The 24,549-nt window shown below is 41.6% G+C and carries 27 protein-coding genes; 11 read left to right on the top strand and 16 right to left on the bottom strand.

Translation table 11 applies throughout. The features are described from left to right. The first annotated feature begins 257 nt into the window (after positions 1–257). Together ND16A_RS00045 and ND16A_RS00050 are read left to right on the top strand one after the other, a co-directional pair. Positions 258–1,118, top strand: a complete 861-nt coding sequence (locus ND16A_RS00045; protein ID WP_052073368.1) for a DUF6340 family protein — start codon at positions 258–260, stop codon at positions 1,116–1,118. A 2-nt stretch (positions 1,119–1,120) separates the two neighbouring features. Next, a complete protein-coding gene (locus ND16A_RS00050) occupies positions 1,121–1,642 on the top strand; it encodes a hypothetical protein (protein WP_033079510.1) in 522 nt (173 codons plus the stop codon). A 64-nt stretch (positions 1,643–1,706) separates the two neighbouring features. On the opposite strand, the gene ND16A_RS00055 is transcribed toward ND16A_RS00050, so the two are convergent. The 5 genes from ND16A_RS00055 to ND16A_RS00075 form a co-directional block, all read right to left on the bottom strand. Beyond that, positions 1,707–2,063, bottom strand: coding sequence for a hypothetical protein (locus tag ND16A_RS00055; RefSeq protein WP_081945766.1), 357 nt, complete (start codon positions 2,061–2,063; stop codon positions 1,707–1,709). A gap of 58 nt (positions 2,064–2,121) precedes the next feature. Further along, a complete protein-coding gene (locus ND16A_RS00060) occupies positions 2,122–2,616 on the bottom strand; it encodes a methylated-DNA--[protein]-cysteine S-methyltransferase (protein WP_033079509.1) in 495 nt (164 codons plus the stop codon). Between the two features lie 25 nt (positions 2,617–2,641). Then, a complete protein-coding gene (locus ND16A_RS00065; protein WP_052073367.1) occupies positions 2,642–4,102 on the bottom strand; it encodes a DNA-3-methyladenine glycosylase 2 family protein in 1,461 nt (486 codons plus the stop codon). Between the two features lie 337 nt (positions 4,103–4,439). Beyond that, positions 4,440–5,003 carry a DUF882 domain-containing protein gene (locus ND16A_RS00070; RefSeq protein WP_033079508.1) on the bottom strand — a complete coding sequence of 188 codons (564 nt, stop codon included), beginning with the start codon at positions 5,001–5,003 and terminating at the stop codon, positions 4,440–4,442. A 202-nt stretch (positions 5,004–5,205) separates the two neighbouring features. Further along, on the bottom strand, positions 5,206–5,820 hold the full coding sequence (locus ND16A_RS00075; RefSeq protein WP_033079507.1) for a GDSL-type esterase/lipase family protein: 615 nt from the start codon (positions 5,818–5,820) through the stop codon (positions 5,206–5,208). A gap of 199 nt (positions 5,821–6,019) precedes the next feature. On the opposite strand from ND16A_RS00075, the gene ND16A_RS00080 reads away from it, so the two are divergent. Both ND16A_RS00080 and ND16A_RS00085 read left to right on the top strand, forming a co-directional pair. Then, positions 6,020–6,310: a TonB-dependent receptor plug domain-containing protein gene (locus ND16A_RS00080; RefSeq protein ID WP_152593952.1), complete on the top strand. Its 291-nt coding sequence runs from the start codon at positions 6,020–6,022 to the stop codon at positions 6,308–6,310. Further along, the gene (locus ND16A_RS00085; RefSeq protein WP_033079505.1) at positions 6,298–6,618 is read left to right on the top strand and encodes a hypothetical protein; all 321 of its coding nucleotides are present in this window, start codon (positions 6,298–6,300) and stop codon (positions 6,616–6,618) included. Before ND16A_RS00080 ends, ND16A_RS00085 begins: the two co-directional genes overlap by 13 nt. A 109-nt stretch (positions 6,619–6,727) precedes the next feature. On the opposite strand, the gene ND16A_RS00090 is transcribed toward ND16A_RS00085, so the two are convergent. The 4 genes from ND16A_RS00090 to ND16A_RS00105 form a co-directional block, all read right to left on the bottom strand. Next, positions 6,728–8,248 (bottom strand): efflux transporter outer membrane subunit, encoded by a 1,521-nt coding sequence (locus ND16A_RS00090; protein ID WP_033079504.1) that lies wholly within the window; start codon positions 8,246–8,248, stop codon positions 6,728–6,730. 2 nt (positions 8,249–8,250) lie between these two features. Further along, a complete protein-coding gene (locus tag ND16A_RS00095) occupies positions 8,251–11,373 on the bottom strand; it encodes an efflux RND transporter permease subunit (protein ID WP_052073366.1) in 3,123 nt (1,040 codons plus the stop codon). Positions 11,374–11,385: 12 nt separating this feature from the next. Beyond that, positions 11,386–12,606, bottom strand: coding sequence for an efflux RND transporter periplasmic adaptor subunit (locus ND16A_RS00100; protein ID WP_081945762.1), 1,221 nt, complete (start codon positions 12,604–12,606; stop codon positions 11,386–11,388). 329 nt (positions 12,607–12,935) lie between these two features. Next, complete coding sequence (locus tag ND16A_RS00105; protein WP_033079502.1) at positions 12,936–13,496, bottom strand: GNAT family N-acetyltransferase; 561 nt, start codon at positions 13,494–13,496, stop codon at positions 12,936–12,938. Positions 13,497–13,617: 121 nt separating this feature from the next. On the opposite strand from ND16A_RS00105, the gene ND16A_RS00110 reads away from it, so the two are divergent. The 3 genes from ND16A_RS00110 to ND16A_RS00120 all read left to right on the top strand — a co-directional run bounded on the left by ND16A_RS00110 (position 13,618) and on the right by ND16A_RS00120 (position 16,238). After that, entirely contained in the window at positions 13,618–14,283 is a 666-nt protein-coding gene (locus tag ND16A_RS00110) for an SDR family oxidoreductase (protein WP_033079501.1), read from the top strand. Between the two features lie 61 nt (positions 14,284–14,344). Beyond that, entirely contained in the window at positions 14,345–15,880 is a 1,536-nt protein-coding gene (locus ND16A_RS00115; RefSeq protein ID WP_052073365.1) for a hypothetical protein, read from the top strand. Between the two features lies 1 nt (position 15,881). Beyond that, the gene (locus ND16A_RS00120) at positions 15,882–16,238 is read left to right on the top strand and encodes an MGMT family protein (RefSeq protein ID WP_033079523.1); all 357 of its coding nucleotides are present in this window, start codon (positions 15,882–15,884) and stop codon (positions 16,236–16,238) included. A gap of 43 nt (positions 16,239–16,281) precedes the next feature. Here ND16A_RS00120 and ND16A_RS00125 read toward each other — a convergent pair whose 3' ends face one another. Together ND16A_RS00125 and ND16A_RS00130 are read right to left on the bottom strand one after the other, a co-directional pair. Beyond that, the gene (locus tag ND16A_RS00125) at positions 16,282–16,878 is read right to left on the bottom strand and encodes a glutathione S-transferase family protein (RefSeq protein ID WP_033079500.1); all 597 of its coding nucleotides are present in this window, start codon (positions 16,876–16,878) and stop codon (positions 16,282–16,284) included. Between the two features lie 222 nt (positions 16,879–17,100). Next, positions 17,101–17,436 carry a carboxymuconolactone decarboxylase family protein gene (locus tag ND16A_RS00130; RefSeq protein WP_033079499.1) on the bottom strand — a complete coding sequence of 112 codons (336 nt, stop codon included), beginning with the start codon at positions 17,434–17,436 and terminating at the stop codon, positions 17,101–17,103. Positions 17,437–17,590: 154 nt separating this feature from the next. On the opposite strand from ND16A_RS00130, the gene ND16A_RS21915 reads away from it, so the two are divergent. Continuing rightward, a complete protein-coding gene (locus ND16A_RS21915) occupies positions 17,591–17,716 on the top strand; it encodes a hypothetical protein (RefSeq protein ID WP_268746326.1) in 126 nt (41 codons plus the stop codon). A gap of 158 nt (positions 17,717–17,874) precedes the next feature. On the opposite strand, the gene ND16A_RS00135 is transcribed toward ND16A_RS21915, so the two are convergent. Then, positions 17,875–18,264, bottom strand: a complete 390-nt coding sequence (locus ND16A_RS00135; RefSeq protein WP_033079498.1) for a hypothetical protein — start codon at positions 18,262–18,264, stop codon at positions 17,875–17,877. Positions 18,265–18,522: 258 nt separating this feature from the next. After that, the gene (locus tag ND16A_RS00140) at positions 18,523–18,918 is read right to left on the bottom strand and encodes a hypothetical protein (protein ID WP_033079497.1); all 396 of its coding nucleotides are present in this window, start codon (positions 18,916–18,918) and stop codon (positions 18,523–18,525) included. A 119-nt stretch (positions 18,919–19,037) separates the two neighbouring features. On the opposite strand from ND16A_RS00140, the gene ND16A_RS00145 reads away from it, so the two are divergent. After that, positions 19,038–19,511 (top strand): OsmC family protein, encoded by a 474-nt coding sequence (locus ND16A_RS00145; RefSeq protein WP_033079496.1) that lies wholly within the window; start codon positions 19,038–19,040, stop codon positions 19,509–19,511. A 283-nt stretch (positions 19,512–19,794) separates the two neighbouring features. Here ND16A_RS00145 and ND16A_RS00150 read toward each other — a convergent pair whose 3' ends face one another. Continuing rightward, on the bottom strand, positions 19,795–20,250 hold the full coding sequence (locus ND16A_RS00150) for an Hsp20 family protein (protein WP_033079495.1): 456 nt from the start codon (positions 20,248–20,250) through the stop codon (positions 19,795–19,797). Positions 20,251–20,525: 275 nt separating this feature from the next. On the opposite strand from ND16A_RS00150, the gene ND16A_RS00155 reads away from it, so the two are divergent. After that, the gene (locus tag ND16A_RS00155; protein ID WP_033079494.1) at positions 20,526–21,140 is read left to right on the top strand and encodes a DUF924 family protein; all 615 of its coding nucleotides are present in this window, start codon (positions 20,526–20,528) and stop codon (positions 21,138–21,140) included. Between the two features lie 257 nt (positions 21,141–21,397). On the opposite strand, the gene tpx is transcribed toward ND16A_RS00155, so the two are convergent. Together tpx and ND16A_RS00165 are read right to left on the bottom strand one after the other, a co-directional pair. After that, a complete protein-coding gene (gene tpx, locus ND16A_RS00160) occupies positions 21,398–21,991 on the bottom strand; it encodes a thiol peroxidase (protein ID WP_033079493.1) in 594 nt (197 codons plus the stop codon). Between the two features lie 80 nt (positions 21,992–22,071). Beyond that, the gene (locus tag ND16A_RS00165) at positions 22,072–23,751 is read right to left on the bottom strand and encodes an amidohydrolase (protein WP_235282271.1); all 1,680 of its coding nucleotides are present in this window, start codon (positions 23,749–23,751) and stop codon (positions 22,072–22,074) included. Positions 23,752–23,945: 194 nt separating this feature from the next. Here ND16A_RS00165 and recR point away from each other — a divergent pair, with 194 nt between their 5' ends. Further along, a complete protein-coding gene (gene recR, locus ND16A_RS00170; protein ID WP_033079491.1) occupies positions 23,946–24,545 on the top strand; it encodes a recombination mediator RecR in 600 nt (199 codons plus the stop codon). The last annotated feature ends 4 nt before the right edge of the window (positions 24,546–24,549 follow it).

Below are 24,549 nucleotides of genomic sequence, written 5' to 3'. Positions count from 1 at the left end.
AGTTTCGACTGAAACACCATAATGCTTTGCGGCCTCGCCTATACTCACTAAATCGAAGACTAAAGTTTTCATAATCACCACCTCATGATCAGGTTTAGGCAATTATTCGCTAACTAGCAAGAACCCCCGTTAGATTTAATCCATTGACAACCCCTTATCATTTCAGCTATATATAATTAACTATTTGATCTCAAATAAGTTCATTTGGATTGTGTGGTTATGTTTATCCGCATAATTATTAATAAAGGGAATTAAAAATGCAAAAAATTTATGTAAACCTCTGCGTACTCCTCGTTATCTTATTAACTGGCTGTAAAACTACGATTGAACATGTAGTGCCAAGCCCGCCACTGGGAAATTTTCAATTTGATGATGTAGGTGTTCATAAATTTAAATCCAAAAGTCGGAATTATGATGGCGATGCGTTTGCTAATGCGTTAGCGCAACGAATTCAAGAGTATGGTTATGTTAATGAAAACAAAAATTCATTCAACCATGTTGTCGGTCAAATTTCAGCTTCTCGATTAGAAACAGATAATTGGCGTAAAGAATATGAAGGGAAAAAAGGAACAACCTATACGTATTACTATCGTGTTAAACAAACTCTGAACGTAACCTTCTCTGTGGTAAGAGGTAATAACACTTATGTCAGTGATACCTTGTCGTTTGATTACAATAAAAAATTTAGCTCTTATGAATCGTATAGTGATGCAAAGGAAGATGTGCCATCAGCCGAAAAAATTTCCAATAAGCTAATGCAAAAAGCGGCTAAGGAAATCGCAAAATACATTTCACCGTACCCAACAAAACAAAAAATTAAGTTATTAGATGGCAGTGACGACAACATCGGCTTGGGTAATGACTACGTTGAGAAAAAACGTTATCAACAAGCGTTTGCAATTTATGAGCAAATTGCTAATCAAGCAAAAAGTGGTGAAGATCAAGCCATTGCAATTCATAACCAAGGTATGGTGCGCTTGATTGAGGGCCGCTATAAAGATTCATTTGATTTAGTTGCAAATGCTAATCGCATAGATCCAAGAAATATGGAAATTCTGGATGCACTTGTACTGGTAGAGAAATTAAAAATTAAAAGTGATCAAATGAAAGGGTTTTAACCGTGAGGAAACTAGTTTATAGCATCGTCCTTATTTTACTGAGCGCCTGTGCATCCACTGGTGGTGAGCAGGCAATTGCAATTCCGAGTGCACAGCCCAGAGCCAATGTTTTCGTTAATGATAAACAAGTAGAACGTAAATACGATATTGTTTATCAAACTGATGCTCAAGGTAATCCGCTGTTTCAACAAACCTGGACCGAAGTGACTGTCGTCGGCGGGGAAAAAGACAGTTTAGCTTCGCTGAGTGAGTTTGCTAAGCAAAAAGCCAAACTGCTAGCAGTAGAAGAGGTTAATGGTGTGCTCATTGAAGATAAAACACAAATAAACACGGTTAGCGTGAGAAACCAGAATAACCAATACAGTTATCAAGACATGCAGAGTGAGTCTGTTAATGAAGTCTTAGGTATTGGGAAAGTTAAAAAACAGCAATGCGATTCGAGTTTAACACAAGACAATACCATAAAATTAACCTGTAAAGTTTTGGTTGAAGTTCCTAAAATTAAACAAATAAAGGCGATTTAATAACTTGGGCTATTAGTTGTAGTTCTCTAGCCCATATAATTGCTTAATCGATATCTGAGTGTGGTTATCTAGCCATTTTTAAACGGTAAGTCGCTTGAATAAACAGTAAATGGGCAGCCCAACGTTTATGCTGTTTATCATCCAACCAATGTGGCGCTATCACTTCTCTTGCCACTGCGGCTTCAAATATTCTTACCGGATATTGACGATAATACAGTAGGGCTGCGTTAATGTGATCCTCGGTATTTGGAAACAACTGTGAGCGGTTTTGCTCCATTTCAGCGATTAACACCTGTGCCAATTTTGGACTTATGTCAACGTTTAGCCAGTCAATAAAACGGTTGTATTGTTTTGCTTGATATAAGCGCCACATCATCCATAGTAATATAATAGCCGCTAAGCCGATGATAATTTCAATCATAATAACCACAACAAGAAAACGATATCGTGATTATAATGAGAATAAAATTCATTACTAGTTAAACCTTAAATTGTGCACCTTCTAGCATTAATAATTTCGCTTTTATGCCCATGCCTCCGGCATAGCCAGTTAATTTTTTATTGGCACCGATTACCCGGTGGCAAGGCACGATAATCGCTAACTTATTTGCGCCATTGGCGGTGCCTACGGCTCTAACAGCTGCCGGCTTTTTGATGCGGTTGGCTAAATCTCCATAGCTAATGGTGGTGCCAAAAGGTATCTTGCTTAATTCAGACCAGACGCTGCTTTGAAAATTAGTACCGGTTTGGGCTAGCGGCAGATCAAAGTTTTCTCTGCTACCTTTAAAATACTCATCGAGTTGTTGTTTTGCCTCTGACATATGACCCGGAGAAAATTGATTCACTTTTTCTACGTTAGAGTTTATATCGGCGCTGGCTTTGCCTTGCTGGAAAGCAACTTCAATAATGCCTCGTTCGTTGCCTAAAATGGCAATGTCACCACACTGAGTTGTTAAAATGTCATAGTAAATCATCGTGTTAATACCTTAGTTGATGCCTTTATTCATTGTTGTTTTGTGGGGCCAATGTCTGCCATAAATAAATTGCGGCATAAGAACGCCAGGGACGCCATTGCTCGGCCATGGCTAATATTTGTTTTGCCGTTAACGGTTTCGCTGTCGCAGTAGTTGCCGGGGCTTTATTCGTTAAGGCCTTGATGATGCCTAAATCGGCGGCCGGAAACGCATCCGGTAAACTTAAGCCGCGCATTGCCATGTAATTTGCGGTCCAGGGACCTATACCTTTTAGCTCGCATAAGGTTTTTTCAAATGACTCTGTATTATGGCTGGTGCGGAACAAGGTTTGATTGCGATTAAAAAATTCAATCCAGGTACGTAACGTTTGTTGTCTGGTGTCGGTAATGCCTAACTCGGTAAAGTTAGCGTTGATCAAAGTTTGTGCGCTGGGAAAGTATAACTCCAACCCCGCTGGCAGTCTTTGCATGCTTTCGGTTTCAACTTTTTCTGCATATTTTTTGGCGATCCTGCCGGCAAGCGTTGTTGCCGCTTTCACCGATATTTGCTGGCCTAAAATTGCTCGGATGGAGAACTCAAAAATGTCCCAACAACCCGGTAAGCGCAGCCCTTGATTGTTCACTATCACTTGCTGAAATTCTTTATGTTGGCCTAAATGCTCAGTGATCACCGCTAAATTGCAGTCCAGATCAAACATTTTTCTGACTCTGGAGATGATTTGGGGAAGTTGCGAATAATCATTTACCATAACATCGAGATTTAAATACTCATCATTGACAACATTATTGTCGTCCTTGCTGACTTTTATCCAGCCATGACAGTTATCGATAGTTATGGTTCTTTGATAACTGTTGGTGACTAACTCGACCCCGGGGATCACTCTTGCCCGAAAAAAATCCAGCATCAGTGGCCAATTTAACATACCTTGATATTTTAGCTTGAGCCGCAAATGATTGTGTTTTTCTGACTTCGCAGATTTTCTCAGTTGTGAAGGTGTGAGTTTATATTGTTTTTTGATGTGCTCATTAAAACTGCGAGTGCTGCCAAAACCACTGATGATAGCAACATCAGCAATCGCAATACTTGAGGTCAGTAAGAGATTACGAGCGCTAATTTGTCGTTTTTGATTGATAAATTCATTGGGATTAAGGCCCAGGTTTTCTTTGAATAACCGCTGCACCTGGCGCTCACTAAGCTGTAATTGTAAAGCTAACTCATGCACCGACAATTGCGGTGAAATGGTGATTAAATTTAAAGCCTGGCTTAAGTGGCTGGGGAGTTTTTGCTCAGGCGATAATTCAGGTTTACAGCGTTTACAGGGTTGATAGCCATTAAACTCAGCTTGTGCGGCACTTTGATAGTAACGCACGTTTTCTTCTTTCGCCGGACCTGCTGGACATGTTGGCCGACAATAGATGCCTGTGGTTAACACCGCGGTAAAGAACTTTCCGTCAAAACGAAGATCTCGGGATAATCTTGCCTGCATGCAAATACTGCTATCTAGCACCATAGTTCCAACCTGCGTAAAGCAATTTAAATGATTGATTAATGCCGTTATGATAAAACAAAAGTGCCAAAAATTCTCGCGAAAATCCGACATTAGCTGAAAGTTTTCGAGGGATAGATAACTAAGCTCTATAATACGAAAGGAGGTTCCAAATCAAGTTTGGAATGACGGTGTATATTTTCTGAAGAAGGGATGTACAGCTATTATTAGTTAACTTACACCACGTCATCCCGTGCTTGCCACGGGACCTCCTCACTTCAAAATGAGCTTTGTTAACATTTCAAATTTCATCGAGTATCGATAAACATAAAAGCGATCACCAACTACGGACCCAGCCGGTATCAATATGGACAAAACCAGAGTTAGGATAATAACCGACACCACCAAGTTTTAATGATTTTGCCGTATCGCGGATTAGCTTTAATTCAATGCCTGGAATCGCAAAATCTATCGCCATGCCTTTCATGTGGAAACTTTTTTTCGCTACAGCTGAGCTTCTACTTGCTAGCATGGCATTGGTTTTTTCTGAACGAAAAGCTGAAATGATGTGAATTTCTTTATCGCTGCCCAGACGTCGTTGTATTTGATCTAAAAAATCAAATAAGCGGATATCCATTTTAACACTTTCATTTTGCCGATGATCTCGCAAGTTATGCTGGAATGAATTGAGCACATCTTGTTGTAATACGCCATTGGCAGAAAATACACCTTTAACGCGTTCACCTGTGTGACGGTTATAAAGCGATAAACGTTTATTATTCCGGTCTTCATTTAACTCAGCATGAGCCGTTTGACTAATTAACGGCGCGGTTGCCCCGATGGCGACAACACCACTAAATTTACGAAAAAACTGTCGTCTATGGTTGCATACTAAGCTCATACTACCTCTTATCTGTTGTACACGTCTATTGGATTCCCCATCAGATCCATACTAGGTTAATGTTTTGTTAACAGGATATCAATAGTACATTTATTGTACAGCTTTGTCGGGTGACGATGAATTTTGCTAAGTGATTACCCTCTCTTATTTTTTTAACAAAAACTGCAGCGGCATTAATTTGCAAAGTGACAAGAAAATATCGCTAAAGAGCGCCATTTTCTTGCAAAACCTCAAAAATATGCTCGGCTAATCTTGCATAGCCTTGCTCATTAAAATGCACGGCATCGGATTTTAATGAGGAGTTTTTAAGGAGAGAAGCGACGATGTCATCGGCAAAAGCCAGTTGATAATGTTCGGCCAGTTGCTGATATAAATCGGCACTGCTGGAAAATATACTTTTTTCGGGCACGCCAATTAACATCACGTTGATGTTTCTTGCTTGCGCCAGCTCTATCATACCCGCCAGATTTTGTTTTAGTTTGGCCTTGCTTTTGTTGCGCAATATATCATTACCACCTTCAAGCAATAGCATAATTTCAATGTCATTATCGGTTAACAAACTCGGTAATCGGGCAAGGCCTTGTGCCGTCAATTCACCTGAAACGCCAGCATTTATTACTTCTAACCCGGTGAGTTTTGACAATACCGCCGGATAACTAAAATGCTGCGCTACGCCTTTACCCGCGGTTAAGCTATCGCCGAAAGCAAGGATCTTCGCATCATATGATAAAGCGGTCAGTTTTGGTTCACTGCAACTGCTCAATAATAGTGTTAGCAACAATAAACTTACGCTAAACAGCGGTCTAAATTTTTTCATCTTGGAGGATTTTTATCCTTAAAGAACAATAAAAGTATTAATAAAACCTTTACATACTATCAAAGGTGGAGCGAATACGATATATCGTAAAAACCTTATTGCTCAAACCATAGCGACTGCCCTGACAATAACATCGTTTGCCTGTTATTCAGCCGAACAAGCCGACGTAGAAAAAGATGACATCGATGATGTGATTGTCGTGACCGCACAAAAACGTGTGCAAAATGTGATGAAAGTACCAGTAACAGTAGATACCGTTTCGGCCGAAACGATGAAAGAGCCTGGTTCCATTCTATTAAGCGATATTGATAAGTTTATTCCCGGCTTTGAATTTGGTGACAGTAGCATGACCCAGGCGGGGGTGACCATTCGAGGTATTTCAAGCCCTGACATTACCGTTGGCGGCGACCCCTCTCAGCCACGTTTTTTGATAACGTCTATATGCCAAGAGCGGCGCAAAACGTATTGTTTTCTGATATGCAACGAGTAGAGGTGTTAAAAGGCCCACAAGGGACACTGTTTGGTAAAAATGCCGCAATGGGCGTGGTCAACATGGTGCCTAATGCACCGCAAGCCGAATTTGAAAGCTTTATTAAAGGCACTTTAGGTACCGACAACTTGCAACGCATTGAAGGCATGGTGAACTTTTCATTAGCGGATAATGTTTATTTACGAGCCAACTTTTTGACCAATACCCAAGACGGTTTATCGAAAACCAGTCTGAACCAGAGTGGAATGATGATTTTAAATCTTGGTAAAGTGGCGCCAAAGCTCATACGGCCGCTCGTATCGCGATAAAATGGGAGATGTCGGCTAACACCAACATGCAAGTATCTTATGACTTTGATGACTTAGAACAAGCACCGCCTCAAGCGGTCGGACTCAGCGAATGGGCTTATGCCGGTGGTCAAGACCCATTTTCTTGCGTTTGCTCAACTTCAGGAGTTTGACTAATAATGACTTTGCTTTGTTGTTCAACTGCGCTATCAATATTTTCTTCATTGGTTAATGCCTGATGGTAACTTGCGGCATCCCAACCACCACCCAAGGTTTTATAGAGCCCGACAAATGAGGTTTGTAAACTTTGCGCAGCAGCGGAAAAGTCTTGCTGTGATTGCGCCTGGTTACGTTGCGCATCAAGCACATCAATATAGCTGATCACACCATTGTTATAACGTAAATTGGCGATACGTAAATACTCATTGGTTGCCGCCAGCAGGTCACGTTTTAAATAATATTCAGTCCGATTTTTATCTACATTTTCAATCGCTTCTGCCGATTCTCTGAAAGCGACAAAAATAGCTTTACGGTAATTGAGTATGGCTTCACGGTATTCGGATTTTACTCTATCAACATTGGCGGTTGTTGTCCCCCAGTTAAATAAAGGCATAGAGATATCGGCACCTACTTCCCAATATTCGGCATCATCGAGTAGATCATCTATTTCAAGACTTTTTGCGCCAAAATTTCCGACTAAGCTAATGTTGGGGAAGTAATCGGCTTTGGCGACGCCAATGGCGGCGGTTGCGGCATGCAGTCTACGCTCTTGCGCAATAATATCAGGGCGTCGTTTTAATAATTCAGAGGGCAAGCCCACAGGCAATATTTTTTGATCTAAATTGTTGGGATCCCGATCCGGGATATTAAGCTTTTTCGGCGATTGGTCGAGCAAGATTGACAGTTGGTACATGCTTGAGTTGAGCGAGTTGTGCAACGCCGGAAGTTTTAATTTTTCTTGCATTAATTCCACATTACTTTGGCTCACATCTAACCCTGAAATAATGCCTTGTTGGTGTCTTAATTCGGTAATTCGTTTCGATTTTTGGCGAGCGACAATATTATTATTGGTTAACAGAATCTGATTTTTAGCGTCCTGAATGATATAATAGAGCTCTGCAACTTGCGCGATCAATGATATTCTCGACCCGTAAAACTCCGCTTGGGTTGCCTGTAAATTGGCAATGTCGGCTTCATTACTGCGCCGTAATTTACCCCAAAGGTCGAGTTCCCACGATACATTCGCGGTCCATTTAAACTCATTATCTATTTTCGGTGTTGTCGTTAATGCTTTGCTGGTTTTCTCTCTGTCAGCGTCAAATGTCATATCAAAATTTGGTAAAAATTGGGCATCACTGGCGATTAAGCCTATTTGTGAGCGGTACACCCGTTCGCTGGCAATTCTCAAGTCGATGTTATTATCAAGCGCTTGTTGAATAAAGCTTTGCAGTGCCGGGTCTTGATAAAATGACCGCCAGTCTAATACCGCGATTGAGGGATCTGGCTGAGCAAGATCATTGTTGACTTGCCATGAAGGCAATTCATCAGGTGTTAATTCGGGGGCTTTTTGGTAATCGGGGCCAATGGCGCAAGCCGATAATAAAACGATTGCAAGGACTAAATAACTTGGCTTTAGTGATCGTTTAATCATGACTAAGCCTCCTTATCTGTTGAGCTGAATTTTTGTTTGATGTTTGCGGCGAAACTGACAAAAATCACAAAAAACAATGGCACTAAAATGATCCCTATCGTGGTTGCCGCAATCATGCCACCAAGTGTTCCGGTGGAAATTGATTGTCTGGCCAGGGCGCCAGGCCCCATGGAAATAACCAATGGCAATATGCCCAAAATGAACGATACCGAGGTCATCACAATCGGGCGAAAACGTTGCTCTGCGGCTTCTATGGCGGCTTGCTTAATGGTTCTGCCATGTTGTTGATGCAAGCTTTTGGCGAATTCGACAATTAGAATAGAATTTTTGGCGGAGAAACCCACCAGCGCAACCGCTGAGATTTGAAAGAACAGGTTGTTTTCAATGCCCACTATCCAGGCAATGATTGCCGCCCCCGCCAAAGCAATTGGCACAATTAACAGTACTGGAATTGGGATCACCCAGCTTTCGTACAGTGCCGCGAGGAATAAATAGATAAATACGACGGCGAGCAGCATCGCAGATCCTGCTTGACCACTGGCATTTTTTTCCTGGTATGACATACCGGTCCACTCATAAGCAAACCCATCCGGTAATTCCTCCGCTGCCAATTTCTCAATTGCCGCCATTGCCTGACCAGAGCTATAGCCTTGAGCTGGCGTACCGCCAATACTGGCACTGGTGAATAAATTATGACGGCTGATATTGCCTGCTCCAGCGCTGTATTCAATTTTGGCTAACATAGATAAAGGGATTAACGCGCCAGAGCCTGATTTGATATAAAAAAGTGAGAGATCTTCCGGACGACGTCTAAATTGCGCCTCGGCTTGTACTTTTACCTTATAGGTACGGCCAAACATATTAAAGTCACTGGCCGAAGAAGAGCCGGTTAGCTGTTTTAACAAGGTATTTAAATCAGCCAAATTTACCCCGTAAGTTTTGACCATTTCCCGGTCAACGATGAGTTTTAGCATGGGGATATCGCCACTTAAGGTGCTGCTGATATTGCCTATTTGCGGTAAAAACTTTGCTTTTTGGATGAATGATTTAGCGATTTCCGCTAGCCCTTCAGAATTCGATCCGCTTCGGTCTTGTAATTCAAAAGAAAAACCACTGCGCTCTCCCATACCGGCAATGGCAGGGGGCTGAAACACCTTGTAGGTCAGCTCTGGGTAAGCGGTAATAATTTTGCTGACATCATTCATGGTTTTTTCCATGGTGTAATCTGCTCTGTCGTCCCAGGGTTTTAACATGATTTGAAAGTAAGCGTTTTCTTCGCCTGAGCCATTGCTGAGGTTTTCCCCGGTTAAGGTAATAATTTGTTCAATCGCGGGATGTGCGGTTAATTCTTTTTCCAGGTTAAATGTCGTTTTTGCGGTGCGTGAAACTGCTGTGCCGGGTTGTAATTGAATGTCGGCATAAAACATGCCAGTATCTTCAAGTGGCATAAAACCAACAGGTAGCTGCTTGAAGATAAATAAACCAACAGTAAACAATGCGATAAATAACACTACAGAGCGAGCCGTACGTTTTATTGCCGCGGTCACGTAACCGGTATACTTACAGGTGAGAGCATCGATTTTTTTATTAAACCAATTGAAAATCGGCAGGGATTTTTTTTCTGGTTTCATCAGTAACGCACACAGTGCCGGACTCAAGGTCAGTGCGACTACGGTGGAAATCAGTACGGCAACGGTTAAGGTTATCGCGAATTCTTTATATAGCTCGCCAGATATTCCACCTAAAAACGCAACCGGTAAAAATACTGCGGCGAGCACTAACGACGTAGCCACCAGTGCGCCGGTTAATTCTTGCATCGCCATTGACGTCGCCTGGGCCGCGCTTATGGCTTTTTCTTGCATGATACGTTCAACGTTTTCCACCACCACAATGGCATCATCTACCACTAAGCCAATCGCTAACACCATAGCTAATAAACTGATGGTATTGATGGAAAAACCAAAGGCCGCCAAAAAGGTGAAAGTACCGATAATGGATACCGGTGCCGCCAGCATCGGGATTATCGTAGTACGCCAATCTTGTAAAAATAAAAATACCACCGCAGAAACCAATAATAGCGCTTCGATTAATGTGATAACCACTTCAGTTATGGCCGCTTCAATAAAAACGGAAGTGTCGTAAGCTATTTGATAGCTGATCCCCTCAGGGAATTGCTCAGACAACTCAGTCATCGTGGTTCTAACTTCTTCGGCAACTTCTAGCGCATTCGCGCCTGGCAATAACAATAAAGCAGCAATGGCTGCGCTTTGGCCGTTATGTTGTGATATCAGCTTATAGGCACTGGCACCGAGCTCGATTCTGGCCACATCTTTAAGGCGGATTAGTGCGCCATTGTCGGTGGCATGAACAATGATGTTACCAAAAGACTCCGCATCTTTTAACTTGCCAGAAGCGTTTATGGTGAGTGATAAATTGATATCACCACTTGCAGGCTGGCTCCCTAAAGATCCCGCGGCAGCATTGGCATTTTGCTCTTTTATGGCGTCAACCACATCACTCGGGGTTAAACTGTAAGACGCCAGATCATCAGGACGTAACCAAACTCGCATTGAGTAAGTACGGGCCCCGACATTCCTAACCTTAGCGACACCGGGAATGCGTTTTAATGCCTGTTGAATTTGCAGAGTCACAAAGTTACTTAAATATAGATCGTCATATCTCTCTTCACTGGAGCGCAAAATTAAGGTCATTAGCGGTACGGTTGAGGTTTTTTCAACGGTGACACCATCGGTGATTACATCGCCGGGTAAATCAGCTTCCGCTTGCTTGGTTTTATTTTGTACATCAATGGCGGCAAAGTCTGGGTTGGTACCCACATCAAAGGTGATTTTTATTTTTGAACTACCGCCATTATTACTGCTGGATGTCATATAGAGCATATTCGGCACGCCGTTCACTTTTTGTTCTAACGGTATCGACACCGACTCCGCGGTTATGGCGGCAGTTGCGCCACTATAGCTTCCTGAAATTGTGACCTGTGGCGGTGATATATTTGGGTACTGATCGATAGGCATTTTTAAAATGGAAACCGCCCCCACCAGCACAATGACAATGGATAAAACCGACGCAAAAACAGGGCGTTTAATACAGTATTGTGAGATCACTGTGATTCTCCCTTATTTATCTTTGGCTTTAGCTGGCTTTTCAGCCGCTTTTTTCTGGGATTTGTTTTCCGCCTCTTGCGCTTTTTGTGCTGCTTCTTTCACGTCTTTCGCCATAATGGCAATTACATGACTGCCGTGTTGTACTTTGTGAGTGCCTTCTAATACGACTTTTTCACCATTACTTAAACCACTTTGCACTAAAAAATTACCACCCACATTTCGACCCAAAACAACAAAGCGCCGCTCGATAGTGTTGTTGGCTAATACCGCATAAACAAAGGCACCACTTTGTTCAAATTTTACCGCTTGTTCAGGCAGTAATAAGCTGTCGGCAAGTTGATCGAGTTGAATGCGGGCTTTGGTGTACTGCCCCGGTAGAAGTTCTCTATCGGGGTTGATAATTTCCGCTCTGGCGGTAAATGTTGCCGTTTCCTGATTCGCTTTTGGTGCGGTGAATTTCATTTGCCCTAAGTGCGGATATTCACTGCCGTCAGGTAATGTGATGGTGATTAGGCCTTCGACTGAGGTGCCTTCAACATCGGCTTTAAACTTTTCGTAATAACTTTTTAGACGACGTCTGGCCTGCAGATAATCTAACGTAGTCATTTGGAATTCGATAAACAGTGGATCGACTTTTTGCACATTGGTTAATAATGAAACGCCCGAGCCGCCGACTAAAGCACCTATGTCGGCATTCGATGCACTGACAACGCCGGATATCGGGGCGCGAATTTGAGTGTAACTTAATTCTAATTCGGTTTGTTGCAATGACGCTTCTGCAGATTTCAAGTTGGCCTGAGCGCTGTCTACATCGGCGTAAGCATTATCTAAATCGAGTTGGCTGGAAGCGTCTTGCTCAAAAAGTGGTTTGATTCTTTTTACGTCTCGTTTCGCTTTTGCTAACGCATTTTTCGCTTGAATGTGACTGGCTTGAGCACTGGCCAGCGCGGCTTGATATGGGCCATCATCAATAGAATAGAGCAACTGGTCTTTGCTCACGAAACTGCCTTCTAAAAAATGCTGTTGTTCAAGGTAACCTTCCACTCTGGCTCGTACTTCAACATCCAACGAGGCTTGAGTATTGGCGATATAGTGACCATATAAAGGAATGTTTTTTTGGCTGAGTTGAGTGACTATCACTTCAACTTTTTCTGGTGTGATGACCACTGGTTCACTGCAGGCGCTTAAAATGAACAACGTCGATATCAGAACAGAGAGTGTTAATGTTTTCATATAAATTGTTCCAGCCATTGTTGATTTTATCAATAATGAATTAAATTATAGCGTGATTATCTAAAAGGGTTAGGTGCAACTCGATATTGTAATTGTCTTGCAAAGTATGGTTCACAAACCCTACAGGGGCAATTATTATGCTTAAATTCAATAGGATATCGTTTTGTTGGCTATCTTTATGAGGGATCAGCTGTTGTATCTGTACAACAACTGTGGTGTGTCTGAAGGAATGGAGGGGACGATTTTATCGTCATTTATGTTGGCTAAACGATATTGAGATGGAAAAATAGAGGATCTTGTTATCTTATCTTGAACTGTTAATCACCCTGCTACGGATTTCGGACCTGACCATAAACATAGGTATCATGCCAGACGTTATTAAGGCGAAAATCTTGCTTCAAGTGGCCTTCACGCGCTAAACCAATTTGCTCCATTACTTTCCAACTAGCGACGTTGCCGGTATTGCAATAGGCACAAACTCTGTGCATATTAAATTGTTTGAATAAACTTTCTTTGACGGCAAGAGCTCCTTCTTTGGCGTAGCCTTTTCCTTGCTCAGTTAATGACACCAGATAGCCAATTTCTGCACATAAACTCGAAGTACTGACAATACGCATTGAAAAACAGCCAATTCTTCGTTTTGACTGCTTATCAATGGCGATTAGCATTAGCCATTCGCCTTCCGTGGCTTGCCATGGTTTCAACACGCTTTCAAAAAATTTAATTTGCTGCTCAGGGCTTTGCACTTCTTTGATATGTGTCATCAGTTCCGGTTTTGCTTCTAAATCACAGATAAACTGCTTATCGTCAAGCTCTACTGCCCTTAGTTTGAGTCTGGCGGTGGTTATTATCGGCACTATCGGGCCAGCGTTAAATAGCTGTTTAAGCATTGAATGTTCTCAAGTTAATGGGGTGTTAATAAGTTATTACAAATTATCGCTGGTGTTAACAAAATCTTTCGACATACTAACGTATAACACGAACAGATAAAACGCTAAACAAGAGAACATTATGAGTAAAACAGTCGTGATCACTGGCGCCAATAGAGGGATTGGTTTTGCCTTTGCCAGTCTTTATCAACAGCGAGGCGACAATGTGATTGCCCTTTGTCGACACAGTTCAGAACCGCTTAATGCTTTAGGTGTAGCAATTATCTCCGGAGTCGATATAGCAACAACCACTGGGCTTGAAAAAATGGTACAGGAGTTAGCCGGTATTGAAATTGATATTTTGATCAATAATGCCGGTATTTTACGAGATGAAACCTTATCCGATTTTAACAATCAAACAATAACAGAGCAGTTTTTAGTGAATGCTTTAGCGCCAATCAACGTTTGTCAAAAGCTGCAAAGTAATTTAACCGCCGGCAGTAAAATTGGCTTAATTACTTCGCGAATGGGTTCTATTGCCGATAATGGCTCGGGCGGGCGCTATGGCTATCGCATGAGCAAGGCGGCCTTGAATGCCGCTGGTGTATCATTGGCGAAAGATTTGATGGTTCGAGCAATCCCGGTGGGAATATATCATCCGGGTTACGTGCAAACCGATATGGTAAACCATTCTGGTGATATTCCTGCGAGTGAAGCAGCATCGCGTTTAATCGCGCTAATGGATAATTTAACCATGACTAACACCGGGGTGTTTTATCATTCAAATGGTGAAGTATTACCGTGGTAAGTTTTTCTTGATTGGCAAATTGCAAAGCCGTAAATGGCAAAGTAGTAAATGGAATATATAGATGAGCAGTAACATAGTAAACAGTCGCACCAGTGTGCTTTCAGTCGTTATCGGATTCGCCGCATTACTCAGTACTGCGGCTGTCCAGGCAAAAGATTTTTATCAGTTTTCACACTTTCAAATTAATTCACCCTTTAATATTTCGAAAGAGCCTATTCGCGCCAATATACTGAGTAATAAAGGTAAAGAAATTATTTTAATCGGCGAAGAACAAGGTGTTCCTCGTCTTGCCATTTTCGCCTTTAATGAAGGCGAACAAAAATATCAGTTAAACCTGGATATCGCTTTGCCGAAAACCTATTTCAGTTTTGATGTCAGTGATGAAAGCGAAGCAGGGCAGCAATCCTTATATTTTCTCTCCAGTGAGCACGTTGTTTTGTTTTCACCCGAAAATGCCAACCCGTTTACCGAGATCGTCGACATTAGCTCTATTTATGTTAATTATAACGCCAGTTATTTAAAAAAAGCCGATTTTATCAGTGACTTAAATAAAGACGGTCTTAATGATGTGTTATTGGCGGATTTTCGCAGCTTGAATATTTACCTTAATCAAAGCGACAGTGAAAACCTCAACCGATATAGTAAGCAAGCCTTACCGATTGAGCCTACGGTCGAAATTTTTACCCGTAGAGTCAGCTACACCGAAAGACCCTATTACCTGGAGGATATGAATTTAGACAGTAAGCAGGATATCGTCATTACCGGCGATGGTGAATTGTTGGTGTTTAGGCAGACGGCCGATGGTGGTTTTTCAACAGAGCCGGAAACATTAGCCGTAAATGAGGAAATCAAAGGCATTAATTGGTGGGATTCTCGCGGTGCTGATGGCGATAATATTGATCAAAGTGATTTTTCCTATAAAACCGTACAATACTTAAAAGATCTTAACGATGACAATTTACCCGACTTGGTGGTGCAACACACCAAAAGTGCTGGCGTATTAGATAAGAGCAATGACTATGAAGTGTATTTAGGCAAAACCGTTGATGGTGTGCTTACTTATGCTGAAAAAGCCAATACGATAGTGAGATCCGATGGTACTTTGGCGGAATTAGATTTTATCGACGTTAATAGCGACAACAAAGCTGAAGTGATGGCGTCATCTTTTGATATTTCGGTATCACAGATCATTGGCGCGTTATTAACCGGTAGCATAGATCAACAAATATTAATTTTCTCCCTGGATCAGCAGCAAATTTATCGTCAACGTTTCACCGAAGAAGTACAATTAAAATTCAGCCTTTCCTCTGGCAAAAGTGGCTCGCCAGTGATTGAGTTGGCAGACCTGGATGGCGATGGTTTGAAAGAGTTAATTATCTCCGATGACGAGAACCAGCTGAAAATATTTCCCGGGAAAAAGCAAAGCACCTTGTTGCAAAGCAAATACCAACATTTAGACGTAAGACTGCCAACCGATGGTTCACTACTGACCAGTGATGATCTTAATTTAGATGGTAAAGAAGAGTTGATAGTACGCTATGGCAGTGAAGATGGTGGCAAAAAACAAAGTCGACTATTAATTCTGCAAGTTGAATAAATTGCTTAAAGCAGGGACTGCCAATGCCAATTACCAGCGTATTTGGGCTACGGTGAAAGCCATACCGAGAGGTAAAGTGGCGAGTTATGGCCAAATTGCTGATCTGGCAGGGTTGCCTGGAAAAGCCAGATTGGTTGGCCGGGCGCTTGGTTTTGCCCCGAAAGATTTAGCGGTGCCCTGGCAGCGAGTGATAAACTCACAAGGAAAAATTTCGTTCCCGCCAGGTAGCGAATACTTTGAAAAACAAAAAGGTTTGTTACAGAGTGAAGAAGTGGTCGTCCTGAACGGCAGAATTAAATTAAAACAATTTCAGTGGCAACCTGATCTCACGGAATTGTTATTCACTCTGCAATATTAATTACTATCAGCGTGGTATTTTTAGGGTAAATGGCAAAACTGGCTTATGCCATTGGCAGGTAACCCGGTTGCTGGCTAATTCGTGTGAACCAGGCGGTAATATTGGGATAAGGAGTTAAATCAAAGCCGCCTTCATCCGCTACGTGGGTATAGGCATACAAGCTAATATCGGCAATGGAATATTTTTCATCGACAAAAAAATGATGCTTAGCCAGATGTTGCTCCATAATATCCAGAGCCTTGTAACCGCCTTGTTGTTTTTGCCGATATTCCGCTAATCTCTCATCGGGCAAACCTAAATATTTTTCAATAAAACGGGCAACGGCAATGTAAGGTTCATGAGAATATTGCTCGAAAAATTGCCATTGCAGCACTTGCGCATGATGTAACGATACCGTTGGCAGTAATGCCGAACCACTTGCCAAAAAATGTAAGATAGCATTTGATTCGGTTAACACGTCGCCAGAGTCCAACTCAATAATTGGAATTTTCCCATTTGGGTTTTTGGCTAAAAATGGCTTAGTTTGGGTATCACCCTTTAAGATGTCAATTTCGACCCAGCGATGAGGTATAGCTAAATTGCTACACAAGAGTTGCAGTTTGTAGCAATTTCCAGATTTGCTGTCACCGTAAATAATCATCCCATCAGTCCTTTTTCTACTAGGTTAGCAATACCAACCGGTATAAGTACATAGCCAAATCAGTGCTTATACAGATTGTTATTAGACTACTTACAAAACGCCTTATTGCCAATAATTTTATATGCCGGGATGCCATTTACTAAGGTATTTCTAGCGAAAATAGTCTGACAACCTGGGCATGGGGTGGTAGTGAAATCTTCAGTGATACGTGCTTTAAAGCACTTATTTACTGAACTCTTCCCAAGCTTGCATCGCTTCGGCTGCCGTCATCACCGAAGGACCACCACCCATGTACATGGCGACGTCACAAATTTCGATAAACTCTTCATAAGTTGTGCCCAGTTGTTGTAAGGTTTTCACGTGAAAACCAATACAGCCGTCACAACGGTTTGCTATTGCTATCGCCGTTGCGATTAATTCTTTGGTTTTCGCGCTTAACGCGCCGTCTTTGTGGCAGGCTTTAGCCATGCTTGAAAAGCCCGCATAAGCTTCATTATTGGTCTTTCTTAATTTACCCAGCTGCTTAGAAATATCGCCAGTTAATTGTGTATAGTTCATAATTTATCTCCTTTGTTTTTAGTATAAAGATCCAATTAGTTGAGCTTTTGAGTTAAATCAAATTAATCATAATATGACCCGTGTTTTGTTAATTTTGACAAATACTGACAGGGCGCGATAATAGTGAAAAAACGATTAAATGTGAGCAGACTAGGTGAGTAAAAGTATTTTGCAAGGCGTTGAGGCAATTGGCGGTACTTCCGATGTCAATAAAGAAGCTATAGTGTTATTGCATAGCTCGTTAAGCTCCAATAAACAGTGGCGAGCATTAATTAATTAGCTATCGAAAATTCAAAGCGATTATTAAGTCTATCGCTATACGAGCCTGTGGCATTTCATTTATTTGCACCAGACAGTGAATTGCGAGGCCAAGTTATGGACTTTGTCGATAAGGTTGCTCATTTAGAAAACGTTGATGCTGCAACGGCTGATTATTAATTACTTAACAGCCGATCGCTTTAATACGTTCTTGTCGTATGGTATTTTTTGCGCATCGGAAAGAATTGCACGCATTTCGATCAGGTGTTCATATCTGAGGCGCATGATCTGTGTTTTTGCCGCCATAAGTTCATCAATCTTGACATTAACTTTTTCAAGTTTAACATCATCAAGGATGGTCATTTCATTGAGTTCTTTAAGTGCCTGCACTTCTTGTGCTTTAAAGGGGGCCTGATCAATATGCAGTTTGTGATGCATTTTATCTATTGCGGCTTTTTGGGATGCATCAGGAGCCGGTATTTGATCGGCGAAAACAGAGGTACTGATAAGACCGAACATAATGACGAGTGGAAATAATCTGGATACAGATTTTTTTTTGTATAAATTCATGAGTTTCTCCCGGTGAAATTATATACATATTAGACCACATTTTACTTTTTATCTTTACCTTCAACCCAGCTTAAAATTTCTGCAAACCCTTGAACACTTATTTTAGGATCGTTCTGCGTCTGTGAGAGCACGGCCGTCAGAGAAATTTGTGTTAAACGCAAAATAAATTCAATTTATCCGCTGCAATACTTGCTGTTTTAATTAGAGAGTTTCTTTGAAAATAATATAATTTGTAATAGTTAGTTAGAACGATACCTGTTAATAAGACATTTGTTCCTCCAGCCAGGATGAAAAATGACTAAAGGATTTATTTTTCCATGATCTACTCGGAGCAACAAGGTAATAACTATAAGTTGTACAGACCTCACTATCTGTCAACCGACATAACTGACCGTTGGCTATGTCGTCGATTACCATTTGATGCCAACCCAACGCAATTCCTTGTTTTAGTTTTGCGGCCAATATCGCCATAGAAACATGGCGAAACCACATTTGATTCAACTCTGCGGGCTTTTCAATGGAAAAATTCCGTAACCAGCTCCTCCAGGAAATCCCCCCAGGTTCATCTTCAATTCCGGCTGCTCGAGTAAAGCTAAGCTCCTTTGCGACTACGGTAAATGTGTGTATAGCAGAAAATGAAATGTTATTGCTCATCAGGATGTGAATTATCCTCAACTCATGTTGAAATATTGTCGCTTCCTTTCAACACATTTATCAAGCCATAATGAACATTCGTTCAACAGTGATGGCAGCGCCAATAAATGGGGAAAACCATGTCCGAATATACCGCCAAGGTAATATGGCAAAGAGATGACAAAGAAAAGTTTATCGATAATAAATATAGCAGAGCGCATCGATGGGATTTTGATGGCGGAGCAACCGTGGCGGCATCGCCATCACCACATATTGTTCCTCTGCCATACTCAGTTGAGGAAAATGTAGATCCTGAAGAAGCCTTTATTGCCTCTCTTTCAAGTTGCCATATGTTGTTTTTTTTACAAATAGCAGCGCAGCGGAATTTCATCGTTGATAAATACCTTGATCACGCTCTTGGCGTCATGGATAAAGACAGTCAAGGCAAGATTAGCATGACAAAGGTGACTCTGCGCCCACAGGTTAAATTCTCAGGTGAAAAGTATCCAACGATAAAGCAATTGGAAAAAATGCATCATCAATCCCATGGCCAGTGCTTTATTGCAAATTCAGTGAAAACCGAAGTAGTGACAGAGATCATTCCCGAAGGATAAGTTCCTCTCCGGCAATTGCTCCTTCGATAACTGCTCCTGCGTTATTCTACTTACATACATCTATGTATTAATGCATTGCTCTTGTACACAACGTCCATGTTGAAAATGTGTGTTAAGTATAAGCTCCTATACGTACATGAACAAACCCATTCTAAAGGCTATCCTGCCTGTCGTGGATAAATACATCCCTGTACAAAAAAGCCCAGCGTTAGCTGGGCAAAATGTCATAGGGAGAAAAGTTTGCCAATGATTAAATTGGCAGTTTGCGCGAGCAAGTCAGACCTTAGTTAGCATTTCCTTCGAGTAAACTTTTGCCATTTATGGCTATTTTACGAGGTTTTAAGGCTTCTGGTATTTCGCGCACCAAATCAATGTGTAATAAGCCATTTTCCATGTGAGCAGAAACAACTTTTACATGATCTCCTAATTGAAATTTTCGTTCAAAGTTACGTTCGGCTATACCTTGATAGAGAAAGTTCTTATCTGCTTCATCTTTTGCGGCTTTCGTGCCGGTAACGATTAGGGAGTTTTCTTTTGATTCGATGTCCAACTCGGCATCAACAAATCCGGCAACGGCCATAGTAATTCGGTATTTATCCTCGGCAATCGATTCAATATTGTACGGAGGGTAAGCCGGTTGCTTGTCGGCTCTTGAGGCTTTGTCCATTAATTGAGCTAAGTGCTCGGCACCAATGAATGAACGGTATAGAGGGCTGAAATCTTTAGTAATTGTACGCATAGTCATATCCTATTATTTAGCAATATGTGAGTTATCAAATCTGTGCGGTTTTGTTAATGCACGTTTAGATTGATCTGATAATAAATGTGCCATTCTTTAAGAACTGGCGGTTATTGTGTTAAATGAAACTGTTTTCACTTTAACGGTGTAGACCCTTTATGGCGACTACAATATAAAAGATGCGGACGTTCGTTTCTTTTTCAAGGGAAAGTCTGAAAAAAAATTTAATTTTTCCACTGTGAACTATATAATTAATTGAAAAACAAGGAAAAATCATGGATAAAAATATTAACGTTATTATCGATTTTTGGTTTGGAAAAATTGAGCAAGAGCTTTCAGCAGCCAAGAAAAACCAGCTTTGGTACCTGTCAACAGCTCAAGATGATGCCACTATTACCCGCCAGTTTGAGCATTTATATGAACGGGCATTGCAAGGGCAGCTCAATTGTTGGTCTGAAACGGCGAAAGGCACAATGGCGTTAATTATTGTGCTCGATCAGCTGCCGAGAAATATGTATCGAGGCACGGATAAGGCCTTTAAAAGTGATCATTTAGCGCTGCAATATTGCTTGTTAGGATTAGCAAAGGGCTATGACAAACAATTATCTCTAGTGGAAAGAAGTTTCTTTTATCACCCGTTAGAGCATGCTGAAGACATTAATATGCAACAACGTTGCGTGGTTGAGTTTCAGCGCTTGCAGCAAGAGTACCAAGGGGAAAAACAACGACAGTTTATTCGAAGTTCGCTGGAATTTGCCAAGTTGCATTTAGACATTATTGAACAGTTTGGTCGTTTTCCGTATCGCAACCAAGTACTTGGCAGAGTATCAACAGCTGAAGAAATAGAATTTATTGAAAAAGGTGTTAACTTTGGTCAAACGAGAAATTAGCAACGAACTACTAGCAACTAGCTACGGGCCGTGTATTTGATCAATTCACCTATCGTCTAACAATACCAATGCTGCTCGAAGCCAGAAGCTATTATATTTTGTACATTAAAGTGCTAATACCCGGCAGGCAGGAGGCCTTTTGAGCGGGATTGTTATAAGCAACGAGCTACTGGCCCCGGGCTGTGTATTTGATGAATTGGCCGATCGTGTAACAATACCAAGTCTGCCCGAAGCTCGTAGCCAGAAGCTTTTATTTTTTAGTTAGCCGCTAAACTATTCGCTTCTTTAACCGCCGCTAAGGCCGCTTCGTAATCTGGATGAGTTGAGATATCGGCAACCAATTCTTTGTAAGCCACTTTGCCACTTTTATCGACAACAAAAATAGCTCGACTTAACAGCCCCATATCTTTGATTAATAAACCATATTTTTCACCAAAGTCACGCCACACCGAATCGGATAACACTTTTAACTTGTCTACCCCTTCGGCAGCACAAAAACGCTTTTGCGCAAACGGTAAGTCATTACTAATGGTTAACATTGCCACGTCTTCGGGTAAATTTGCCACTTCTTCATTGAAGCGTTTGGTTTGCAGTGAACACACTCCGGTATCTAAACTTGGTACTACCGAGATCAACACTGTTTGATTGGAAAAATCGGTAAGCTTAACTTTGGCAAAACGCTGATCGACCACGTCAAAATTTGGTGCTTTGTCACCTTTAAACACTTGCTTACCAAGCAGGGTGATAGGTTTATCGCCTGCAACAACAAGACCGACAGTTTCTTCTTGTGCTTGTACAAATGAAGCACAACAAAGTGAGGCGGCGATGCAAAGTGGTAATAATTTTTTCATAGTAATAGGATCTTCTATAGTAATAAATTTTAAAGGGGTAATGTGTTTTGTGATTTATCTTGGTAAACCACTTTCATCATTTAGGGCGTAACTTGCTTACCGTTCACCCAAGTTTGTAACACTTTGGTTTGCCAAATATGCTCAGGCTTAATGGTGAAAATATCTTGGTCGAGCAAAATAAAGTCGGCTTTCTTATTTTCTTGCAAACTGCCGATAATGGTTTCTTGATGGCCGGCATAAGCAGCATCTAAGGTAAATGACTTAAACGCTTCAATCATACTCATGCCTTCATTTGAATACCAACCATTTATCGGCTGGTTTTGTTTATCTTGCCGAGTAATTGACGCGTGCAATCCAAAAAATGGGTTAGGGGACTCTACTGGAAAATCTGAGCCCGCAGCAATTACGGCATTGTTGGCAAGTAATGAGCGCCACGCATAAGCGCCTTTTATTCTATCACTTCCCAGCCTGTCTTCGGCCATATTTTTGTCACTTGTCGCATGAGTTGCCTGCATAGAGGCAATAATGCCATTTTCAGCAAAACGAGGAATGTCTTCTATGCGCAGCACTTGTGCATGTTCTACCCGATGGCGGAGGTGCTTACTCTTCGTTTCCTTAATTAATGCCTGGTATTTATCGATCACCATTTTATTGGCATTATCGCCAATGGCATGGGTGTTAACCTGAAACCCTGCCTGCATTGAGGTTTTGATTAATCTCCTTAAATCAGCTTCACTATGCAATAGCAAGCCTTGGTGATGCGGTTTATCTGAATAATCGGCAATTAACGCAGCGCCCCTTGAGCCCAATGCGCCATCGGCGGAAATTTTAACACTATTGATGGTTAACATCATATCGTCACTGGCAAAAGGTCCTTTCGCCATTTGCTGCTGCCATTGATTGTCGGTCACATCAATCATCGCATTTACCCGGATCACCATCTCATTATTGCTGCTTAGCTGTTTAAAAGCGGCAATGTTGGAGGAAGAAATTCCGGCATCATGAACACTGGTGAGACCAACGCTGGCTAAAGCTCGCATCGCAATTTTAAGCGCATGTTGTGTCTCTTTCTGGCTGAGGGCTGGGATCTTCGAATAGATCAAACTCATCGCATTATCGACAAATACGCCGCTGGCATCGCCATTACTATCGCGGATGATTTGTCCGCCTTCGACATCGACGGTCGCCTTGCTGATGCCCGCTAATTGCATCGCTTTCGAATTTACCCAGATGGCATGACCATCAACCCGACCTAACACCACAGGGGTATCTTTAAAGTGTTTATCAAGGCTTGCGGCACTAGGATACTGATTGCTTGGCCATTGCACCTGATTCCAGCCTCTGCCCTGTATCCAGGCCATTTGCGGATTGTTTTTGGCGTATTCCAGCACGCGCTTTACTGCATCAGCCTCTGAGCCGGTTGCACTGACATCGGCTCTAAGTAAACTCAATCCATAACTTAGAACATGACCGTGAGCATCAATTAACCCGGGGATTAGTGTTTTACCTTGGCCATCAATAATGTTGGCGCTATCGCCAGGTTTAACGTTTTCTCCGGGCAGATACAGTTTGTCAATTTTGTCATTGCTAAACTTAATGGCATTAAACTTTAGCAGTTGATTATCCTTTAATGTATAGCCATTGATATTTTCGATCACTGTGCTTTCGGCTAACACTGATGACGTAAAAGCACTAACCGACAATAAAACTGCGGCAGTTAAAAAGCGATGAGGCATTGTCGCCAGAGAAATCTTTGACATGGAATCGGTTTCTTTTTTTTGATTGGTAAAACATAGTAGCAGTTCTCAATTTAATATCAAAAAGTTTAACTTACCTTCAATTTCGCCGGGTTTCATAGCAAGTGGATTGACGATAATTTCGAGTGCTTTGCGTGGCTGTTTTTGGTAAGCTTTTGCCAATTTGTTTTATTATAAAAATAGTTGAAAGTACTCAGATGAAATTAAGCCCTTTAGTGCAAGAGCTAATCGATAGTTTAAAATGTTTACCTGGCGTTGGGCCAAAATCGGCACAGCGTATGGCGTTTCATTTATTAGAGCGTAACCGCATCGGTGGGCAAAAACTGGCAACCAGCTTAGCCAGTGCGATGGAAGACGTCGGTTATTGTAAGGGCTGTCGAACCTTCACCGAACTCGATTATTGTGAAATTTGTCAAAGTCCGAAACGACAATTAAAACGCATGTTGTGTGTGGTTGAATCGCCTGCTGATATTTTAGCAATAGAGCAGACCGGTGAATTTACCGGACGATATTTTGTGTTAATGGGGCACTTATCACCTATTGATGGTATTGGTCCGGACGAATTAGGCCTGGATAAATTAGACGCCTTACTGGCAACTAATGAATTTGATGAAATGATTTTAGCCACCAACCCAACGGTTGAAGGCGAAGCAACCGCGCATTTTATTGCCGAAATCGCCAAAAAATATCAAATTATCAGTACCCGTATTGCTCATGGGGTACCGGTTGGTGGTGAATTAGAGTTTGTCGATGGCAATACGCTTTCGCATGCTTTTTCTGGTAGAAAAAGCTTCTAAAACA

This window comes from Thalassotalea sp. ND16A (genome assembly GCF_000764205.1).
GTDB lineage: Bacteria > Pseudomonadota > Gammaproteobacteria > Enterobacterales > Alteromonadaceae > Thalassotalea_A.
This window is presented reverse-complemented; position numbering and strand designations above follow the sequence as displayed.

What these genes read in the sequence shown, in the direction of transcription:
- ND16A_RS00165 (WP_235282271.1), bottom strand. Translation starts at nt 23,751, where the DNA reads ATGTCAAAGATTTCTCTGGCGACAATGCCTCATCGCTTTTTAACTGCC.
- ND16A_RS00150 (WP_033079495.1), bottom strand. Translation starts at nt 20,250, where the DNA reads ATGCGTACAATTACTAAAGATTTCAGCCCTCTATACCGTTCATTCATT.
- recR (WP_033079491.1), top strand. Translation starts at nt 23,946, where the DNA reads ATGAAATTAAGCCCTTTAGTGCAAGAGCTAATCGATAGTTTAAAATGT.
- ND16A_RS00055 (WP_081945766.1), bottom strand. Translation starts at nt 2,063, where the DNA reads ATGATTGAAATTATCATCGGCTTAGCGGCTATTATATTACTATGGATG.
- ND16A_RS00065 (WP_052073367.1), bottom strand. Translation starts at nt 4,102, where the DNA reads ATGCAGGCAAGATTATCCCGAGATCTTCGTTTTGACGGAAAGTTCTTT.
- ND16A_RS00045 (WP_052073368.1), top strand. Translation starts at nt 258, where the DNA reads ATGCAAAAAATTTATGTAAACCTCTGCGTACTCCTCGTTATCTTATTA.
- ND16A_RS00110 (WP_033079501.1), top strand. Translation starts at nt 13,618, where the DNA reads ATGAGTAAAACAGTCGTGATCACTGGCGCCAATAGAGGGATTGGTTTT.
- ND16A_RS00060 (WP_033079509.1), bottom strand. Translation starts at nt 2,616, where the DNA reads ATGATTTACTATGACATTTTAACAACTCAGTGTGGTGACATTGCCATT.
- ND16A_RS00105 (WP_033079502.1), bottom strand. Translation starts at nt 13,496, where the DNA reads ATGCTTAAACAGCTATTTAACGCTGGCCCGATAGTGCCGATAATAACC.
- ND16A_RS00155 (WP_033079494.1), top strand. Translation starts at nt 20,526, where the DNA reads ATGGATAAAAATATTAACGTTATTATCGATTTTTGGTTTGGAAAAATT.
- ND16A_RS00090 (WP_033079504.1), bottom strand. Translation starts at nt 8,248, where the DNA reads ATGATTAAACGATCACTAAAGCCAAGTTATTTAGTCCTTGCAATCGTT.
- ND16A_RS00130 (WP_033079499.1), bottom strand. Translation starts at nt 17,436, where the DNA reads ATGAACTATACACAATTAACTGGCGATATTTCTAAGCAGCTGGGTAAA.
- ND16A_RS00140 (WP_033079497.1), bottom strand. Translation starts at nt 18,918, where the DNA reads ATGAGCAATAACATTTCATTTTCTGCTATACACACATTTACCGTAGTC.
- ND16A_RS00135 (WP_033079498.1), bottom strand. Translation starts at nt 18,264, where the DNA reads ATGAATTTATACAAAAAAAAATCTGTATCCAGATTATTTCCACTCGTC.
- ND16A_RS00115 (WP_052073365.1), top strand. Translation starts at nt 14,345, where the DNA reads ATGAGCAGTAACATAGTAAACAGTCGCACCAGTGTGCTTTCAGTCGTT.
- ND16A_RS00075 (WP_033079507.1), bottom strand. Translation starts at nt 5,820, where the DNA reads ATGAAAAAATTTAGACCGCTGTTTAGCGTAAGTTTATTGTTGCTAACA.
- ND16A_RS00085 (WP_033079505.1), top strand. Translation starts at nt 6,298, where the DNA reads ATGCAACGAGTAGAGGTGTTAAAAGGCCCACAAGGGACACTGTTTGGT.
- ND16A_RS00145 (WP_033079496.1), top strand. Translation starts at nt 19,038, where the DNA reads ATGTCCGAATATACCGCCAAGGTAATATGGCAAAGAGATGACAAAGAA.
- tpx (WP_033079493.1), bottom strand. Translation starts at nt 21,991, where the DNA reads ATGAAAAAATTATTACCACTTTGCATCGCCGCCTCACTTTGTTGTGCT.
- ND16A_RS00125 (WP_033079500.1), bottom strand. Translation starts at nt 16,878, where the DNA reads ATGATTATTTACGGTGACAGCAAATCTGGAAATTGCTACAAACTGCAA.
- ND16A_RS00100 (WP_081945762.1), bottom strand. Translation starts at nt 12,606, where the DNA reads ATGAAAACATTAACACTCTCTGTTCTGATATCGACGTTGTTCATTTTA.
- ND16A_RS00070 (WP_033079508.1), bottom strand. Translation starts at nt 5,003, where the DNA reads ATGAGCTTAGTATGCAACCATAGACGACAGTTTTTTCGTAAATTTAGT.